This is a genomic window from Enterobacter cloacae complex sp. I3 (assembly GCF_014896175.1).
GTDB classification, from domain to species: Bacteria; Pseudomonadota; Gammaproteobacteria; order Enterobacterales; family Enterobacteriaceae; genus Enterobacter; species Enterobacter bugandensis.
Genome location: NZ_JADBQZ010000001.1, coordinates 1 through 20,033, shown reverse-complemented (window position 1 = coordinate 20,033; position 20,033 = coordinate 1). Strand labels below are relative to the sequence as shown.

Annotated in this window: 2 protein-coding genes; both read right to left on the bottom strand. The window is 61.7% G+C overall.

Annotation, left to right across the window (positions count from 1 at the left end; all coding sequences use genetic code 11):
* Positions 1-69: 69 nt before the first annotated feature.
* Complete coding sequence (locus tag IM271_RS00010) at positions 70-18,075, bottom strand: Ig-like domain-containing protein (RefSeq protein WP_193051930.1); 18,006 nt, start codon at positions 18,073-18,075, stop codon at positions 70-72.
* A gap of 121 nt (positions 18,076-18,196) precedes the next feature.
* Entirely contained in the window at positions 18,197-19,534 is a 1,338-nt protein-coding gene (locus tag IM271_RS00005) for a TolC family outer membrane protein (RefSeq protein ID WP_048999260.1), read from the bottom strand.
* Positions 19,535-20,033: the final 499 nt, after the last annotated feature.

Genomic DNA, 20,033 nt, shown 5'->3' with positions numbered 1-20,033 from the left:
CTCCGGGTTAACGCCATTCGTGTAAAGAAACGCCAAAAGGCCGCGAGGATTGCTCCCCGCGGCGTTGGTTTACGCAATTAACAGCTGATGATTCGCCAGCAGCGTCGCCAGGTCCGTCTGCACGCCGTTCAGCGTCACCAGGGTGGTTGGCGAGAACTGGCCGCCGGTACCGTCCAGATCCACCTGGATTTCGGTATTGCTGCCGTTCTGCACCACACGGACGTAATCGGTGATGTTGCCCGCGCTGCTGTCCAGCGTGGCCACGCCGTTCACGTAGCTCGCCGAGCCCGTGCCGGTATAGCCGCTGCCAGAGAGCAGATCGCGCAGGTCAATACGATCCGTGTCCGCGGTCCCTTCCCAGGTGCCGACGGTGAAGCCGTTCACCACGTCGTGACCGTTACCGCCCGTCGCGTCCGACGCGTTGATCAGCTTGTAGAGCAACGTATCGTGACCGCCGCTGCCGATATTGAAGGTGTCGTTCCCGCCTCGGCCTTCGAACTGGTTATCACCGCTGTTGCCGGTAATGACGTCGTCGAAGTTCGAGCCGTTGATGCCCTCAATGTTGAGCAGTCGTGACGTACCGAACCCGGTGTCCTGCGCGGTAGAGAGACGCAAATCAACGGTTACGCCGGAGGTCGCATTGCGGTAATCCACCACGTCCATCCCGCCGGTGTTGCTCCAGGTGTCGTAGTCAGAATGGGTATTCCAGCCGCCGGAGCCGTTGTAGGTATAGGTGCCATCCTCTGCGATAAAGGTGTCGTTATACCCGGTCCCGGTGAGGGTCCCGCTGTGGCCGCCGGTGGCCGCTTCGGCCGTCAGGACGTAGCCCTCTTTGCCGTTGCCCGCTTCCAGACCGCTCCAGGTGACGTTATCCGACACGCCGTTGGTGATCTTCAGGATCTCGGCCGAATAGGTTTCATTCGGATCCAGCCCGTAGAAGCTCACCAGCGCAGAGGTATCGTTCGAACCAATACCAGACTGGGCGTTGATGATCTGCGAAGCCACCAACACACCCGCGGCGTTGTACAGATTGACCGTGTTGCCGTAGAAGGCGTTGATGCCCTCGCTGTCGACAATGTGCAGGTGCATCGCGGTACCGTCAGCAATTTTGGCGCTGTTTTGCACCAGCATCACCTTGCCGTTCTGCTGTGACACCAGTAGATCCTTCGCGCCGTCCCAGTTGTAGTCCACTGCCGCCACGCCGGTGGCGTAAGCCAGGCCAGTTTTAAGCTGGCTGGCGGTCCAGCTGGAACCGTAGCCGTTGTTGGTGAACAGCGTCGCCGTCTGTGAACCGCCGTAGGTGCTGAGCTTGATGATGTCCATCTGCCCGTCCCCGTTCCAGTCCACCGCCACCGAGAGATACCCCGCCGTGGCGTTAGAGGCTTCCACCGCGCTCTTGGTGGTCGAGAGCTTCCCGGTACCGTCGTTGTAGTAGATCACCCCGCCGTTGTTGTTGTAGCCGCTGCCCAGGTACAGATCCATGTAGCCATCGCCGTTGAAATCCGCCCACGTCATGGACGCCGCCGTGGTGGTATTCGCGGCGTTTACCACAAACACGTTGGTCAGGTTCTGGCCGATGGAGAGCGTGCCGTTGCCGTTGTTGTTGATCACGGTTAACGAGTACGCGCCACTGCGGTTGGTGTGCTGGACAATATCCACCGTACCGTCGTTGTTCAGGTCAACGCCGGAGATTTCACGCCCGGAGTCGAACTGACCGTAGAAACCGCCCTCCCCGCCGGTGCCGTCCGGCGACAGGACGCCGTTGTTGTTCACCAGGTAGGTCAGAGAGTCCATACCGGCATCGCCGTACGCCAGATCCAGATAGCCATCGCCGGTTTTATCGTACGCAATCACGCCGCCGTACCAGATGGTGGTCCCCATCGCCAGCTGGCTGGCGTTATAGGTGCTGCCATCGTAGGTCCACATCACCTGAGTAGACCCGGCATAGGTATTCTCGGTCGCGAAGATATCCTGCGTGCCGTTACGGTCAAAGTCGGCGGCGGTCTGGCTCACCACGTAGTAGCCGCGGGTGTTGGTCAGCGTATTGCCGGCATAGGTCGAGCTATCGCTGCTGGAGTAAGCCTGAGTGTTCGCAATGATATTCCACAGACCGCTGCTGTTCATGCCGAAGGTCATGGTGGAGTTGTTGCTGTTCCCCGCCGTGGTCGCCCAGTCGGTATTCACCGTGGTGGTATCAATCACCAGGCTGCCGGTCGCCGTACCGGTGGTATTGCCGTTACCCGCGCTGCTCTTCACCTGCGCCGTCACGCTGTAGCCCGCCACGCTCAGGGCATCGCCGTCCGGGATCTGCAGGTACCAGGTATTGTGATCCGGGTCGACTACCACGGCCCCCCCCGTCTGGGAGGTGTAGGTTTTCCCGTTCACCGTCACCACCAGATACTCGCCGTTCACCAGGTCGGCGGAGACGGTACCGCTGACGATTGGGGTGGTATCTGACGTGGTCTGGGCGGTAATCGCCGCCGTGGTGGTCGGGATACTGGTATCAACGTTCAGCACGAAGCCGTCCGATTCCGTGTAGTTACCGGCTTTGTCGGTCACGCGCACGATGTACGTGTGGTTGCCATCGCTCAGGCCGTTATCCTGGAAGGACCAGCTTGCGCTGCCGTTCATGGTCACCTGACCGAGCAGAACGCCGTCGCGGTATAGCTGGACGATCTCGCCGTCTTCAGGGGCGCGGTTGAGCGTACCGTTGATCAGCGGTGCGTTATCGTCCGTGGCCACCGTGCTGCCGAAGGTGCCCTGACGCTCGCCTTCACCGTCGGTATAGCTCACTACCGTGCCTACCGTAGCTGGCGGCGTGGTGTCCACCGTCACCACCTGAGAGGCGGTGGAGCCGACGTTGCCCGCCTGGTCGATAATCCGCACCTGCCAGGTGTAGTCTCCGTCAGGCAGAACGCGGGTATCGGTGTAGCTCCAGCGCTGGTTGGTGACCGTGGCGTCAACCCAGGTGTTTCCGCCGTCGAGGCTGATCTGCACCCGTTCGTCGCTCGCCAGCGCGCTGCCCAGCGAGCCGTTGATGGTCAGGGTGGTGTCCATAGTGATGAAATCACTCCCGGACTGCCCGGTATCATCGCTGATGCTGTCGATGGTGATGCCGTACTGCGGCGCCTGGGTATCCACCGTCACGGTCTGGGTGGTAGTGGCACCGACGTTGCCCGCCTGATCGACTACCCGCACCTGATAGCTGTAATCCCCGTCGGCCAGGGTGCGCGTGTCGTTATAGCGCCACTGGGTACCGCTTACCGTGGCATAAACCCAGGTGCTGCCGCCGTCCATGCTCACCTGCACGTACTCACCCGCCCCTAACTCTGCGCCAAGCGTGCCATGCAGCGTGTACGAGGTCGAACTGGTCAGGAAGTCGTTATTGTCGAAGCCAGTATCCACGGTGATGTTATCCACCGTCACCGTAATCGCCGCATCCGGGGCGACCGTATCGACGGTCACCTGCTGATGGGCGCTGGCGCCCACGTTGCCCGCCGCATCCACCACGCGCACGTAGTAGTCATAGGTCTGGTTACCCAGCGTACGTCCGTCCACGTAGTACCAGCTGTTGCCGGTGACAATCACGTTCTGCCAGGTGACGCCGCCGTCGATGCTGATCTGGGCATACTCGCCGTCGGCCAGCGTCGCGCCGAGCGAGCCGTGCAGCGTCAGTGACGTATCGTTGGTGATAAAGTCGCTGCTGCTCAGGCCGGTATCGTCGCTGATGCTGTCGATAGCGATCGTTTTGCTGGCGTCCGGCGCAACCGTATCAATCGTCACGACCTGGCTGGCGGTGGCGCTGATGTTGCCCGCGTCGTCAATCACGCGCAGCTGGTAGTTGTAATCCCCGTCGGCCAGCGTACGACCGTCCACGTAGGTCCAGGTCAGGCCGCTCACGCTGACGTCGGTCCAGGTGACGCCGCCGTCGAGGCTGATCTGCGCGTGGTCGCCGCTGCCCAGCGCCGCGCCGAGCGTCCCTTTCAGGCTGATCTGGTTGTCGCTGGTGATAAAGTCGCTGCCGGACAGGCCTGTATCCTGGGTGACGGAATCCACGGTAATGGTCGTTGCCGCAGGCTTCGTCAGGTCAATCACCACGTCCTGGCTGTCCGTTGCCCCCACGTTGCCCGCGCTATCGATCACCCGCACCTGGTACTGATACGTACCGTCCGTCAGGGTGCGGCCATCGGTGTAGCGCCACGTGGTGCCGGTCACTGTCAGGTCAATCCAGGTGGTGCCGCCGTCGAGGCTGATCTGCGCCTTCTCGTTATTGCCGAGCTGCGCGGTCAGGGAGCCGTTGACCACTACCTGCTTATCGTTGGTGATGAAATCCGTCGCGCTCAGGCCGGTGTCGTTTTGCAGCGAATCAATGCTGATGCCCATCGACGGCGCGGTGAGATCGACGGTGACGGTGTGGTTATCGCTGGCGCTGTTGCCGATGGCGTTGCTGACCTGCGCCTTAATCACGTACGAACCGCCGTCTGCCAGGGCGGTGACGTCTGCGCTGCCCACCGTGTAGCTCCAGGTACCGTCATTCTGCACGGTCGCCGCGTAGGTTTTGCCGTTCAGGGTGATGGTCACCGTCTGGCCCGCAGGCGCGTCGGTGGTGCCGCTGACGACCAGCGGCGTGCCGTGTTCGGCCGCGTTGACGATATCGTCCTGCGCAAAGGTGTTAATGGTGATGGTTGGGACATCGCCATTCAGCGTCACGTCATGCGTTGCGCTACCCGGGTTGCCCGCCCTGTCGCTTACCGACGCGGTAATGGTGTAATCCCCGTCGCTCAGGCCGAGGAAATCACGCCCCGGCACGAAGACCGACCACGTTCCGTCCGCCCCGACGGTCGCCTGATAGCTGTGCCCGCTGAAGGAAACGGTCACCGTCTGGCCCTGTTCTGCCGTGGTGGTGCCGCGGATGGTCTGGCCCGCCAGCTGCTCCGCGTTGTTGACGATATCGTCATCCGCCACGGTGCTGATGGTCACGGTCGGCGCAGCGGTATCCACCGTTAAGGTGTGCGTGGTCTGGCCGCCGTTACCGGCTATGTCGTTGACCGACGCGGTGACCGTCAGCGCCCCCTGGCTCAGGATAGCCAGATCTGCCGCCGGCACATCGAGCGTCCAGGTGCCGTCGCTGCCCACAAGCGCAGTGTAGGTTTTGCCGCCCAGCGTCACGGTGACGGTCTGGCCCGCCTCCGCGCTGGTCGACCCGTGTACCGTCAGCGGCTGCTGCGCTTCCAGCGCGTTCAGCATGTCGTCACCCGACAGCGTCGCAATGCTCACGACAGGCGCGGTGGTATCCACGCTGATGCCGTGCGTCGCCGAGGCGCTGTTGCCCGCGCTGTCCTGCGCCGACACGGATACCTGATAGCTCGCGCCATCGGCCAGGGCACCCACGTCTGCGGCCGGAACGGTGGTCGTCCAGCTGCCGTCGTTCTGGATGGTGGCCGTATAGGTCTTGCCGTTCAGCGTCACGGTGACCTGCGTCCCGCTGGCGAACTGGGCGCTGGAGCCGTTAATCACCAGCGCACTACCCGCTTCTGTCGCGTTGATGACGTCGTCACCGCTGAGGGTATTCACCGTCAGCGCCACGGAAGCCGTGTTCACCACCACGTCGTGAGTCTGGGTGCTGCTGTTGCCCGCGCTGTCGGTAATGGTCGCGCTAATGGTCACGGTGCCGTCGGTCAGGGCAGAAATCACGCTGGCCGGAACGCCCACGCTCCAGTTGCCGCTGGCGTCAACGGTGGTGGTGTACTGGTTCGAACCGATGGTGATGACCAGCTTATCGCCGACGCTCGCGCCGGTTGCCGTGCCGCTCACGATCTGCGCCTGCCCGTGCTCCACGCTGTTGATGACGTCATCGCCCGCCACGACGTTAAAGCTGACGGACGGCGGTGTGGTATCAAGCGTAATCGCTTTGCCCGCGCTGCCCGGGTTACCCGCGGCGTCGCTCACGCTGACCTGCACGGTGTAGCCGTTATCGGCCAGTGCGGAGAGGTCAGTGCCCGGTACGTTGACGCTCCAGATACCGCCCTGCTGCACCTGAGCGGTATAGCTCTTGCCGCCCAGCGTCACGGTGACCGTCTGCCCGGCTTCCGCCGTGGTGGTGCCGGAGATGGCCACGCCCGCAGCCGCTTCGCTGCCGTTAATCACGTTATCACCTGCCACCGTATCAATCGTCACGGTCGGCGCGGTCGCGTCCACGCTGTACTCGCGGCCTGCCGTCGCGCTGTTGCCGTGCACGTTGGTGACGCTCACCTCCACGCTGGCGTCGCCGTCCTTCAGGCCCGCGAGATCCGCGGAAGGCACGGTGGCCGTCCAGTTGCCGTCGGCATCCACTTTCGCGGTGTAGGTTTTGCCGCCGAAGGCGATTGTGACGGTCTGGTTTTCCTCCACGTTCGAGGTGCTGCCCGAGAGCACCAGATCCGCGCCTTTCTCCGCCGCGTTAATCACGTCGTCGGTGGCGATCGCATCGATGCTGATAGCCACGGCCGCCAGATCGACGGTGACGTCGTGACTGATGGAGACCGGGTTGCCCGCGCTGCTCTGACCTGCCACGGTGACGGTCACCGCGCCTGCTGCCAGGGCACCCACGTCTGCGGCCGGGATCGCCGCGCTCCAGGTACCGTTCGCCAGCACGGAGGCCGCATAGGTTTTGCCGTTAACGGTCACGGTGAGCGTGGTGCCCGCCGCCAGCCCGTCGCTGGAGCCGGTGACGATCAGGTTCTGTCCGTGCTCGATGCTGTTGATCACATCATCGCCCGCCACGGTATTGATACGCAGACCCGGCAGGCTGGCGTCTATAACGATTTCGCGCTCGCCCGCGCCGGTATTGCCGTGGCCGTTGGTGACGGTCGCCGACACGGTCAAATCGCCGTTGCCCAGCGCCGTCAGGACGGACTCCGGCACGCTCACGGACCAGGTCAGATCGCTCTGCACCGTCGCGGTGTAGCTGTTGCCGCCGATGTTCACCGTCACCGTGTTACCGGCTTCCGCGTTCGCCACCTTACCGGTGATGGTCTGGCCTGCCGCCACTTCTGCCGCGTTGATGACGTTATCACCCGCCACGGTGTTGATGGTGACGGTCGGCAGCGCGGTGTCGACCAGCAGGTTCGCCGTATTGCTGACGCTATTGCCCACGCCGTTGGTCGCGGCTGCGCTCAGGGTGTAATTCGCTTCGCCCAGACCCGCCAGATCCGCCGCCGGAACCGTCAGGCTCCAGGTGCCGTCCGCAGCGGTCGTTGCGGTGTAGTTTTTACCGTTGAGGGTCACGGTCACCAGGGTGCCTTGCGCCAGGTTGGCGCTGGTGCCGCTGACGTTTAGTTCCTGACCTTTTTCCACCGCGTTCAGGACGTTATCGCCGCTGATGGCGTTAAAGCCCACGGACGGCAGCCCGGTGTCCACGGTGACGTTATGGTTGCCGCTGCCGGTGTTGCCCGCCGCGTCGGTAACAGATGCAGTGACGGTCACGGTGCCGTCGCTGAGACCGGAAATCACGCTGGCCGGAACGCCCACGCTCCAGTTCCCCGCCGCGTCCAGCACGGTAGTGTACGTCTGGCCGCCAATCGTGACGGTGACCTTATCGCCCGCTGCTGCGCCGGTGGCGGTGCCGCTGATAATCTGCGCCTGACCGTGCTCGGCGACGTTAATCACGTCGTCGCCCGCCACGGCGTTGATGGTGACCGCAGGTACGGTCACGTCCACCGTCAGGTTATGGTTTACGGATGCCGGGTTGCCCGCCTTGTCGCTTACGCTCGCGGTCACGGTAAGGCTGCCGTCGCTGAGCGACGCCAGATCCGCTGCCGGAACGTTCAGCGTCCAGCTGCCGTCCGCGCTGACGGTTGTGGTGTAGTCCTTGCCGTTCAGCGACACGGTCACGGTCTGGCCCGCTTCGGCGGTGCTGGTGCCGGAAACCGTCAGGTCAGACTGCGCTTCCGTGGCGTTCAGGATGTCGTCAGTCGCAATAGTATTAATGGTGACGGATGGCGCGGTGGCATCCACGCTGTACTCGCGGCCCGCCGAGGCGCTGTTGCCGTTCACGTTGGTGACGCTCACCTGCAGGCTGGCGTCGCCGTCCTTCAGGCCCGCCAGATCCGCAGCCGGTACGGTATAGGTCCAGTTGCCGTCTGCTTCTACGGTAGTGGTGTAGATTTTACCGTTCAGGCTCAGGGTGACGGTCTGCCCGGCTTCCACGTTGGTGGTCGCGCCGGACAGCACCAGATCCACCCCTTTCTCCGCCGCGTTGATCACGTCGTCGGTGGCAATGGCGTTGATGCTGATGGCAACGGTAGCCAGATCGACGGTCACGTCGTGGCTGATGGTAATCGGGTTACCCGCCGCGCTGTCGCCGGTGACGCTGATTTTCACGGTGCCTTCCGGCCACGCGCTCACGTCCGCAGACGGAACCGCCGCGCTCCAGGTGCCGTCCGCCAGCACCGTCGCCGCATAGTCTTTGCCGTTCACGGTAACGGTCAGCGCCGTGCCCGCCGCCAGCCCATCGCTGGAGCCGGTGACGATCAGGTTCTGCGCATGCTCAATGCTGTTGACCACGTCGTCGCCCGCCACGGTGTTCACGCGCAGGCCCGGCAGGTTAGCGTCGATCGCGATCTCACGCTCGCCGCTGCCGGTGTTGCCGTGGCCGTTGGTGACGGTTGCCGTCACGCTCAGGCTGCCGTTGCCGAGTGCGGTCAGCACATCAGACGGCACGTTCACGGACCAGCTCAGATCGTTCTGCACCGTTGCGGTATAGCTGTCGCCGCCAATGGTCACGGTTACGGTGTTGCCCGCTTCGGCATTCGCCACGGTACCGCTCAGGGTCTGGCCTGCCGCCACTTCCGCCGCGTTGATAACGTTATCGCCCGCCACGGTGTTGATGGTGACGGTCGGCAGCGCGGTGTCGACCAGCAGGTTCGCAGCGCTGCTCACGCTGTTGCCCACCCCGTTGGTGGCGGTCGCATTGAGGGTGTAACTTGCCTGACCGAGACCGGCCAGATCCGCAGCCGGAACCGTCAGGCTCCAGGTGCCGTCCGCCGCCGTCGTCGCGGTGTAGTTTTTGCCGTTGAGGGTCACGGTCACCACGGTGCCTTGCGCCAGGTTGGCGCTGGTGCCGCTGACGCTCAGATACTGACCTTTTTCCACCGCATTCAGAACGTTATCGCCGCTGATGGCGTTAAAGCCCACGGACGGCAGCCCGGTATCGACGGTCACGTTATGGGTGCCGCTGCCGGTGTTGCCCGCCGCGTCGGTAACAGACGCAGTGACGGTCACGGTGCCGTCGCTGAGGCCGGAAATCACGCTGGCCGGGACGCCCACGCTCCAGTTACCCGCCGCGTCCAGTATGGTGGTGTAAGTCTGGCCGCCGATGGTAACGGTGACCTTATCGCCCGCTGCCGCGCCGATGGCGGTGCCGCTGATAATCTGCGCCTGACCGTGTTCGGCGACGTTAATCACGTCGTCGCCCGCCACGGCGTTGATGGTGACTGCAGGGACGGTCACGTCCACCGTCAGGTTATGGTTTACGGATGCCGGGTTGCCCGCCTTGTCGCTCACGCTCGCGGTAACGGTGACGCTGCCGTCATTAAGCGCCGCCAGATCCGCCGCCGGAACGTTCAGCGTCCAGCTGCCGTCCGCGCCGACGGTTGTGGTGTAGTCCTTGCCGTTCAGCGTCACGGTCACGGTCTGGCCCGCTTCGGCGGTGCTGCTGCCGGAAATCGCCAGGTCAGACTGCGCTTCCGTGGCGTTCAGAATGTCGTCGGTCGCAATCGTATTGATGGTGACGGACGGCGCGGTGGCATCCACGCTGTACTCGCGGCCCGCAGAGGCGCTGTTGCCGTTGACGTTGGTAACGCTCACCTGCACGCTGGCGTCACCGTCCTTCAGGCCCGCCAGATCCGCAGCCGGCACCGTGGCGGTCCACTTACCCGCCGCGTCCACCGTGGCGGTGTAGTTCTTGCCGCCGAAGGTGATGGTGACGGTTTGATTTTCTTCCACGTTCGAAGTGGTGCCGGAGAGCACCAGATCCGCGCCCTTCTCGGCGGCGTTAATCACGTCATCGGTGGCAATGGCGTCGATGCTGATGGCGACGTTCGCCAGATCCACCGTCACATCGTGGCTGATGGAAACCGGGTTACCGGCGCTGCTCTGGCCCGCAACGGTCACGGTAACCGTGCCAGCGGCCAGCGCACCCACGTCCGCCGCCGGGATTGCGGTGCTCCAGGTGCCGTCCGCCAGCACGGTCGCCGGATAGGTTTTGCCGTTTACGGTCACGGTCAGCGCCGTGCCTGCGCTCAGGCCATTGCTGGAACCGGTAATAATCAGGTTCTGTCCGTGCTCGATGCTGTTGATCACGTCGTCGCCCGCCACGGTGTCCACGCGCAGGCCCGGCAGGCTGGCGTCTATCGCGATCTCACGCTCGCCGCTGCCGCTGTTGCCCACGCCGTTCGTCACACTGGCGGTTACAGTCAGATCGCCGTTGCCCAGCGCCGTCAGGACCGATTCCGGTACATCGACGGACCAGGTCAGATCGCTCTGCACCGTTGCGGTGTAGCTGTTGCCGCCAATCGTTACGGTCACGGTGTTGCCCGCCTCGGCATTCACCACCTTACCGCTAATGGTCTGGCCGGCAGCCAGCTCCGCCGCGTTGATGACGTCATCGCCTGCCACGGTGTTGATCGTGACGCCCGGCAGAACGGACTCCACGTTGACGGTGTGCGAGGTGCTGGTGCCGTTGCCGACGCTGTCCGTTGCGGAGGCAGTGACGGTGTAAAGCGCTTCACCCAGTTGCCCCACTTCGCTCGCCGGAACCGTCGTGGACCATTGGCCATTGGCCTTAACCGTGGCGCTGTAGGCTTTGCCGTTGAGCATCACGGTCACCACCGCGCCCGCCGCCAGTCCGGAAGCCGTACCGGTGATGGTCAGATCCTGCGTTTTCTCGCTGCTGTTGATCACATCGTCACCGGAGACGGTGTCGATGGTCAGCACTGGCGCGCTCAGGTTGACTTCCACCTCGCGCGTCGCGCTGTTGCTGTTTCCGGCTTTGTCGGTCAGCGCCGCGGTGATGGTGTAATCCCCGGCGGTCAGGGCACCGACGTCCGCCGCAGGCACGCCCACGCTCCAGTTGCCGGACGCATCCAGCGTCGCCGTGTAATCTTTGTTATTGATGGTGACGGTCACCACGTCGCCCGCCGCCGCGCCGGTCACTGAGCCGGTAACGATCAGAGCCTGCCCGTGCTCGGCGCTGTTGATCACGTCGTCATCGGAAACGGTGTTGATGGTCAGCTGTGGCACGGTGGTATCGACCAGCACATCGCGAGCCGCGGAGGCCGGGTTGCCCGCTTTGTCGGATACGGCGGCGCTGACGGTATAGTTCCCGTCGGTAATCGCGCCCAGATCCGCAGAAGGCACGGTCACGCTCCAGCTGCCGTTTGCCTGCACGGTGGTGGTGTAATCCACGCCGTTCAGCGTGACGGTCACGGTCTGGCCCGCTTCGGCGTTAGAGACACCGTTGACGACCAGATCCTGCTGCGCTTCGGCGGCATTGATGATGTTGTTGTCGCTGACGATTTCGATGGAGACCGTCGGCGCGGTGGCGTCCACGCCGTACTCGCGTCCCGCCGAGGCGCTGTTGCCGTTCACGTTGGTGACGCTCACCTGCACGCTGGCGTCGCCATCCTTCAGGCCAGCCAGATCCGCCGACGGCACGGTCGCCGTCCAGTTGCCGCTGGCATCCACTTTCGCCGTGTAGGACTTGCCGCCGAACGTGATGTAAACCGTCTGGTTCTCTTCCACGTTGCTGGTGGAACCTGAAAGCACCAGATCTGCGCCTTTTTCTGCCGCATTAATCACGTCGTCGGTCGCAATCGCGTCAATGCTGATAGCAACCGTCGCCAGATCGACCTTCACGTCGTGGCTGATGGAGACCGGGTTGCCTGCCGCGCTATTTCCCTCGACCTTCACGGTGACCGTGCCTGCGCCGAGCGCGCTGACGTCTGCCGCCGGAATGGCCGCCGTCCAGGTACCGTCTGCCAGCACCGTGGCCGCGTAGGTTTTGCCGTTGACGATCACGCTCAGCGCCGCGCCCGCTGCCAGGCCGTCGCTGGAGCCGGTAATAATCAGGTTCTGCGCATGCTCAATGCTGTTAATCACGTCGTCGCCCGCCACGGTATCGACGCGCAGGCCCGGCAGATTGGCGTCGATGGTGATGTCGCGCTCGCCGAAGCCGGTGTTGCCGTGGCCGTTAGTGACGCTGGCTGATACCGTCAGATCGCCGTTACCGATAGCGGTTAAGACCGCCGAAGGCACGTTGACCGACCAGCTCAGATCGTCCTGAACCGTCGCGGTATACGTATTGCCGCCGATTGAAAGGGTGACAGTGTCACCGCTCGCCGCGCCGCTCACCTTCCCGCTCAGGGTTTGTCCGGAAGCGACTTCCGCCGCGTTAATCACGTCATCGATGGCGATTGCGTTAATGGTGACCTGCGGCAACGCGCTGTCGACCAGCACGCTATGGCTGGCGTTCGCGCCGTTGCCTGCGCTATCGGTCACGCTTGCCGTGACGGTATAGCTCGCTTCGCCCAGCGCAGAGACGTTCGCCGCCGGAACGGTCACGCTCCAGCCGCCGCTGGCGTTGGTGGTCGCGGCGTAGCTGATGCCGTTCAGGATCACCGTGATGGCTGTACCTTCCGGCTGGTTGCTGGTGCCCGAAATCAGCAGATCCTGGCCTTTCTCGACCGCGTTAATCACGTCGTCAAGCGCCAGGGTATTGATGGCAATCTCCGGCGCGGCCAGGGAGACGTCAAATTCATGCGTGGCGGTGGTGCTGTTACCCGCTTTGTCAGTGAGGGTCGCGGTAATCGTCTGGTCGCCGTTAGCCAGCGCGCCCACGTCTGCCGCCGGAACGCCCACGCTCCAGCTTCCGGACGCGTCCAGCATCGCGGTGTAGTCTTTGCCGTTCAGGGTGACGGTAATGACGTCACCCGCCTGCGCGCCCGTGACCTTGCCAGAGACGATCAGCGCCTGGCCGTGCTCGGCAATATTCACAATGTCGTCGCCCGCGACGATGTTGAAACTAATCTGCGGTACGGTGGTATCCACCAGCACGGAGGCATCCGCGCTGGCCGGGTTGCCGGCTTTGTCGGATACGGAAGCCGTGACCGTGGCGTTACCGTCGGTAATGCCCGCCAGATCGGCTGCCGGCACGTCCAGCGTCCAGCTACCGTCAGCCTGCACCTGCGTGGTGTACTGGTTGCCGTTGAAGGTTACGGTAACCGTCTGGCCTGCTTCGGCAGTGGACGTCCCGCTCAGGGTCAGATCCTGCGCTGCCTCAGCCGCATTCAGCATGTTGTCGCCGCTGATGGTATTGATGGTCACCGTTGGCGCGGCGGTATCGACGCTGAACTCCTGCGCAGACGACGCCGCGTTGCCGTTCAGATTGCTCACGCTGACCTTCACGCTGGCGTCGCCGTCCTTCAGGCCGCTCAAATCGGCTGCCGGTACGGTGTACGTCCAGTCGCCGTTGGCGTTCACCGTCGTGGTGTAGGTTTTACCCGCAAAGGTGATGGTGACGGTCTGGCCCGCTTCTACGTTCGCGGAGGAGCCGGAAAGCACCAGATCCTGACCTTTTTCTGCCGCGTTGAGCACGTTGTCCGCGGTCACGCTGTTGATGCTGACGGCGACCGGCGCGAGATCGACGTCCACGATGGCGCCGATAGTCACCGGGTTGCCGGAAGGATCCTGCGCGCTTGCCTTGATATCCAGCGAACCGTCCGCCCACTGGGACACGTCCGCTGCCGGAACCGCCGCCTGCCAGGTACCGTCCGCCAGTACGGTTGCGGAATAGATCTTGCCGTTAATGGTCACCGTGACGGTGCTGCCCGCTGCCAGATCGGTGCTTGAACCGGAAACAATCAGGTTCTGAGCGTGCTCAATGACGTTAATGACGTCATCACCCGCCACGGTATCAATACGCAGGCCCGGCAGTTGGGCGTCGATGGTGAAGTCCAGCGAAGACGAACCGGTATTACCGTGCGCGTTGGTAACGCTGGCCGATACGGTCAGTTCGCCGTTGCCGAGCGCGGTTAACTGGCTCTCGGTTAACGGCAGGCTCCATGAGAGATCGTCCTGCACGGTAGCGGTGTATGTCTGCCCGCCGAGGATAATCGTGACGGTATCGCCCGATGCCGCGTTAGAGACCTTCCCGGTCAGGGTTTGCCCTGCGGTGACTTCCGCCGCGTTGACGATATTGTCGGTCGCGAAAGTGTTGATAGTGACGACCGGCAACGCGCTGTCCACCAGCACATCGTGCGAGGTTGAGGCGCTGTTGCCCACATTATCGGTAACGCTCGCCGTCACGGTGTAATTGGCTTCGCCCAGCGCGCTCACCGCAGAGGCGGGCACGGTGACGCTCCAGCTGCCGCTGGCGTTAGTGGTGGTGGTGTAGTTGATACCGTTCAGGTTTACGGTGATGGTGGTCCCTTCCGGCTGGTTGCTGGTACCGGAAAGCAGCAGATCTTTGCCCTTCTCTGCCGCATTGATCACGTCATCTACGGCCAGGGTGTTAATACCGATAACAGGCGTCACGGTATTCACCACCACATCCAGAGAACTGCTGCCGGTGTTGCCGGACCGATCGGTCACGGAGACGTTAATGGTCCATGTGCCGTCCGTCAGCCCCTGAACGACGGATGCAGGCAGGCCGAGGCTCCAGTTGCCCGCCGCGTCCACCGCGGTGGTGTAGTCCACGTTATTAATAGTGATGGTGACCAAATCGCCCGCCGCAGCGCCAGTGACGGAGCCGCTCAGGATCTGCGCCTGAGAATGGGCCAGCTGGTTAACGGTGTTGGTGTCGGTGACAAAGTCATTAATGGTCACCTGCGGCACGGTGGCATCCACCAGACCAACGCGGTCCGCACTGCTGCTGTTACCTGCCACGTCGCTGACGGAGGCCGTCACGGTGACAGTGCCGTCTGCCAGCGCGCCAACGTCGGCGGCAGGCACGTTCAGCGTCCAGGTGCCGTCAGCTTGCACGGTAGTTTGATAGTTTTTGCCGTTCAGCGTCACGGTGACCGTCTGGCCCGCTTCAGCGGTTGTGCTGCCGCTGAGCACCAGATCCTGCTGCGCTTCTGCCGCATTGATGATGTTGTCGTCGGTCAGATTATCGAGCGTAATGGTCGGCGGCTGCGTATCGACGGTCACCACGCGTGAGGCGTCCGCGCTGTTGCCGCTGACGTTGGTCACGCTGACGCTTACCTGCGCCCGCCCGTCAATCAGCGTTTCCATGGCGTGCGCCGGGACGGTCAGGCTCCAGGAGCCATCCTGCTGCACCTGCGCGGTAAAAGTCTGGTCGGCAAATTTCACCACCACGGTTTGCCCTGCCTCCACGCCCTGCGTCTGGCCGGAAAGGGTTAAATCGCTCCCTTTTTCTGCCGCGTTCAGCAGGTCATCGCCGGAGACGGTATCAATGGTGACCGCCACGGCGTTGAGATCGAGTTCAATCGGGTGTTCAGCCGCAACGGTGTTGCCCCAGGCATCTTCCGCGCTGACGCTGACCGTCATACCTCCGGCCGTCCAGGCCTGCAGATCCGCAGCAGGAACGCCAATGCTCCAGCCGCCGCTGGCGGTCACCACGGCCTGATAGTCGACGTTGTTGATGGTGACGACAATCGGCGTACCTGCGGCCAGATGGGTGCTGGCGCCGGTGACGGTCAGATCCTGCTGTTGCTCGATGGCGTTGATTACGTCATCGCCGGAAATGGTGTTTACGCGCAGACCCGGCAGTTCCGCGTTGATATTGATATCGCGCTCGCCGGTGCCGGTATTACCGTGCCCGTTGGTCACGGAGGCGGTAAAGGTCAAATCCCCGTCGCCGAACGCCTGAAGATCCGCTGAAGGGATCGTGACGTTCCAGGTCAGATCGCTGCCCACCGTGGCGCTGTAACTCTTACCGCCAACGGTAACAGACACCGTATCGCCCGCCGCCGCGCCGGTAACGCGGCCACTGAGGGTTTGGTCCACGCCCGCTTCGGCGTTATTAACCAGGTTATCCCTCGCAAAGGTGTTAATGATCACCTTCGGCAGCACGGTATCGACCAGCAGATTCGCCTCTGCGGAGCCGCTGTTACCCACGCTGTCGGTGCCGCTGACGCTGACGCTATAAAGGGTGTTCGCCAGATTCAGGACGTCGGATACCGGCACCTGAACCGCCCAGATACCGTTTTCGACGGTCGCCTGATAGCTGACGTTATTCAGCGTCACGGTAACGGCGCTGCCGTCCGGCAGGTTGCTGGTGCCGCTCAGGCTCAGCGGCTGCATCGCCTCCCGGGCATTCAGCACGTTGTCCTGGCTGATGGCGTCAATCGTAAATTCCGGCGGGTTGCCGCTCAGCGCAATGCCGTGCGTGGCGCTACCGGTGTTCCCCGCTGCGTCGGTGACGGAGACGGCAATGGTGTGGTTGCCCTCACCCAGCGCGCCGACGACGGAGGCAGGAACGCCCACGCTCCAGCTGCCGTCTGCCTGTACGACGCCGGTGAAGGTCTGGCCGCCAACGGTCACGGTGACGACATCGCCTGCCGCCGCGCCGCTCGCCTGCCCGGAAATAATCTGCGCCTGGCCCTGCTCGCTGGTGTTGAGGATATCGTCGCCCGCGACGGTGTTGATGGTGACGACCGGCGCGTTGGTATCTACCGTGAAATCCGCGGTCACGGACGAGCCGTTGCCAGCTTTGTCGCTGACGTTCACCGTCAGGGTGTGGTGACCTTCATTGAGGGCCTGCACCTCGCTGGCCGCCAGCGTGACGGACCAGGTGCCGTCGCTGCCCACCGTGGCGTTATAATTTTTGCCGTTCAGCGTCACCGTCACAATCTGCCCGGCTTCCGCGTTGGTTTTACCACTCAGCGTCAGCGGCTGGTTGTGCTCAGCGGCATTAATGATGTTGTCCTGCGCGAGCGTATCGACGGAGAGCGTTGGCGCAGCGGTATCCACGCCAATCGTCTGGCTTCCGCTCACGGTGTTACCCGCCGCGTCTTTGCCGCTGACGCTGACGGTCCAGGTACCGTCGCTGAGCGCCTGCGCGTCTGCCGCAGGCACGTTAACGCTCCACGCGCCGTCTGCTCCCACCTGAGCGGTGTAGATTTTTCCGTTCAGCGTTACGGAAACGTCGGTTCCCTGCGCCAGATGCTGGCTGCTGCCGGACAGCGTAAAGCCTGCGGACTGTTCGCTGGCGTTAATCACGTTGTCACCCGCCGTTGTCGCCAGCGTAAGCGTGGCCTCGGACGTAGAAACGGTCACGGTGATGTTGCCCGCTGACGTGGTTTTACTGCCGTCGATCTGCACCACCGACCAGGTGTGCTCTCCGTCGGCCTGGGTCGGGAGTTTTACCGTCCAGGTGCCGTCTTTACCGACCATCGCGCTGGCGATGGTGCTGCCGCTGCCGTCTTTAATCTGGATGGTCGCGCCCGGCTGACCGGTACCGCTGAAGGTCGGCGCGTTATCGTCCGTGAGGGCGTTTGCGCTCAGCACTCCCTGCTTGTCGCCCACCTTGTCCGACAGCAGGAAGGTCGGCGTGGCGCTTTCCACTTCTTTTGTGTTATCAATGACTTTCGTTTTGGTTTCGCCGTCACCGCCGTGGGCCAGCAGTGCGCCGATAGCACCGCCGCCTAACGCCGCCCCTGCAATCCAGCCCCACGGGGCATCGCTCAGGGCGCTTCCCTGCTCAAGGAAGGGTTCAATGCTGCTAATGGGTGTGGCCTGCGCGGTTAATTCAGTAGCGGCAACGCCTGATGCTTCCCCGGCATCGGCAAAAGAGAGATGAGTCAGTTCCTGCCCGTCGTTGAACACCAGCTCTGACTGATGTTGGGTTTCAGGATCTTCAACAAAATAGTTATTGCAGCGAATAACGCTGCCGTCCTTCATATAAATGAGAAGGTCTTTACCCTGGCGGACATAACGCACCACGTCCTGAGCAGAGCCCTGAATTTCAATCACGCTCGGCGATGAAATAGAGACCGACAGATTCCCTTCGCCGGTCAATTTCGTTTTCTCCGCCGTTTTGCGAATGATGACATCAACAACCTTTACGTTACTCATATTCCTCTCCTTGCAGGTGTACGGATCCCTGTGGATATATCCACCAGACGGATGTAGCTATCCCTGGGAAAAAACACCCATTATTTTCAGACTTATTTCGTGCAGCTATACGTGGCTTTTGTTAACTCAAATCGGGTAATTTTGCGGCAGCGTTTTTCTCTATTCCAATAAGCGGCATTAAATTATCAACCGCGGAAGCATAATTAATTGCCGAACTCCAGCCATCATACTCGGCGATTATTTTCGCCGACGTGGCCTGCCAGACATCCTGCTCAACGCTGAGCAAATCATTAATGCTCCGCTTGCTCAGGGTGTATTCATTTTTATAAACCTCGCGGGCCCGCAGCGCATTTTCCAGCTGCCGCTTCCCGGCCTCCATTCTTCCGCGTGCGCCGGTCCAGTCAGCTTGCGCGACGGAGGCCTTTTGCAGCACGTCGAAACGCGCCTGATCGACCTGAGAGGACGCCATCGCCCGTGCACCCTCAGCCTGACGCACGCGTGCAGATACCGCGCCGCCCTGATAAAGCGGTGCGTCAATATTGAGCTGGATCTGGTCGTCCCAGTATGAGCGGTTGTCCGATTCGTAACGCGTGCGTCCCCCCTTCAGGCTCAGGGTTGGCCAGTGCTGGGACTTCGCCGTTTCAACGCCATACTGGGCCGAACGTTCCATATTCTGCGCGGCCATTACCGCCGGTATTAACGAATAATCAATGCGGTTGAGCGAATCCGGCTCAACGGCGAGGTTTGCGGGTACCGGCGAATAATGATCTGCCTGCATTCCGGTTAATACCGCGAGCCTTGCGCGGGCGCTGTTCAACGCGGCGTTATACTGCGCCACCGTCGCCTGCATGCCGGCAATACGCGTGCGGGTCTGGAGTTCATCGGAGGTGGAACTCACGCCCGCATCGGCGCGCAGTTTTGCCAGCTGCTCCACGTTTTTCAATGCCTGAACATTCTCTTTTGCCGCCTGTAGCAGGTCGGAATAACGTTTGACCTCCACGTAGCCGAGCGCCGTTTTTTCCGCCACGTCAGAAAGCGTGGTCATCAGCTGGTAGCGGTAGCTATCGCGCTGTGCGGAAGACTGGCTGATGCTGTTGTTGGTCTTGCCAAAATCGTATATCAGCTGGGTCAGGCTCACCCCCCAGGCCGCAGAGTTCTTCAGCGAACCGCTGGAATCGGTGGTCTGGCTATGCCCCGTACTCCCGTTCAACGCTATTTGCGGCATCCAGCCGCTGCGCGCCTCGTCTATTTGCGCCTGACCAATACCTAACTGCGCGGCCTGCTGGCTAATTGACGGATCGCGATCGATAGCGAAAAGAATACTTTCCTTTAAGGTCGTCGTTGCCATCGGGGCAATACCTACCGCGCCACTATTGGCATAAGCCGTATTTAGGGCTAATGAAATTAACGCCAGCGTAGCTATAAATTGGCGTGAAACAGGCTTGCGTAATATCGTCATTTTATCTCCCTGACTCTGAGTGATACTCAAGCAATTACCCAAAAAGAGGTACAGATAATTAGACAAATATCTTATTTAACTTCCTCGCTAAATTTCAGGTAAAGCTCCCCATACCCATTTCCGATGGAGATGAGATCCGCCTTTGTCTTATTAAATTTAAGAAATTACTTATTTCATAAGTTGATTTGCAGCATAACAAAATGTGGTATAGGCCACTACACCCACAATGTTAATGCAGTGTTACATATAAGAAAAAACATGGGGTTTCTGGACAAAACTCCGAAAATAGCCTTTCAGATGAAACATCAAAACACACTGTAATTTAAGGAAAATTCTTAATCTCCTCTGCGCACATTTTTGCGTTAATTTCTGAGCGGGTCAGACACAAAGATTTTCAAAGAAGTGTCAACTTAAGTAAGAGCCATCGATTTGTTGAAAAATAATTCTAATAAAAAACATAAATCAGACATTAAATGCTTTATTTTAATTACATATCAGC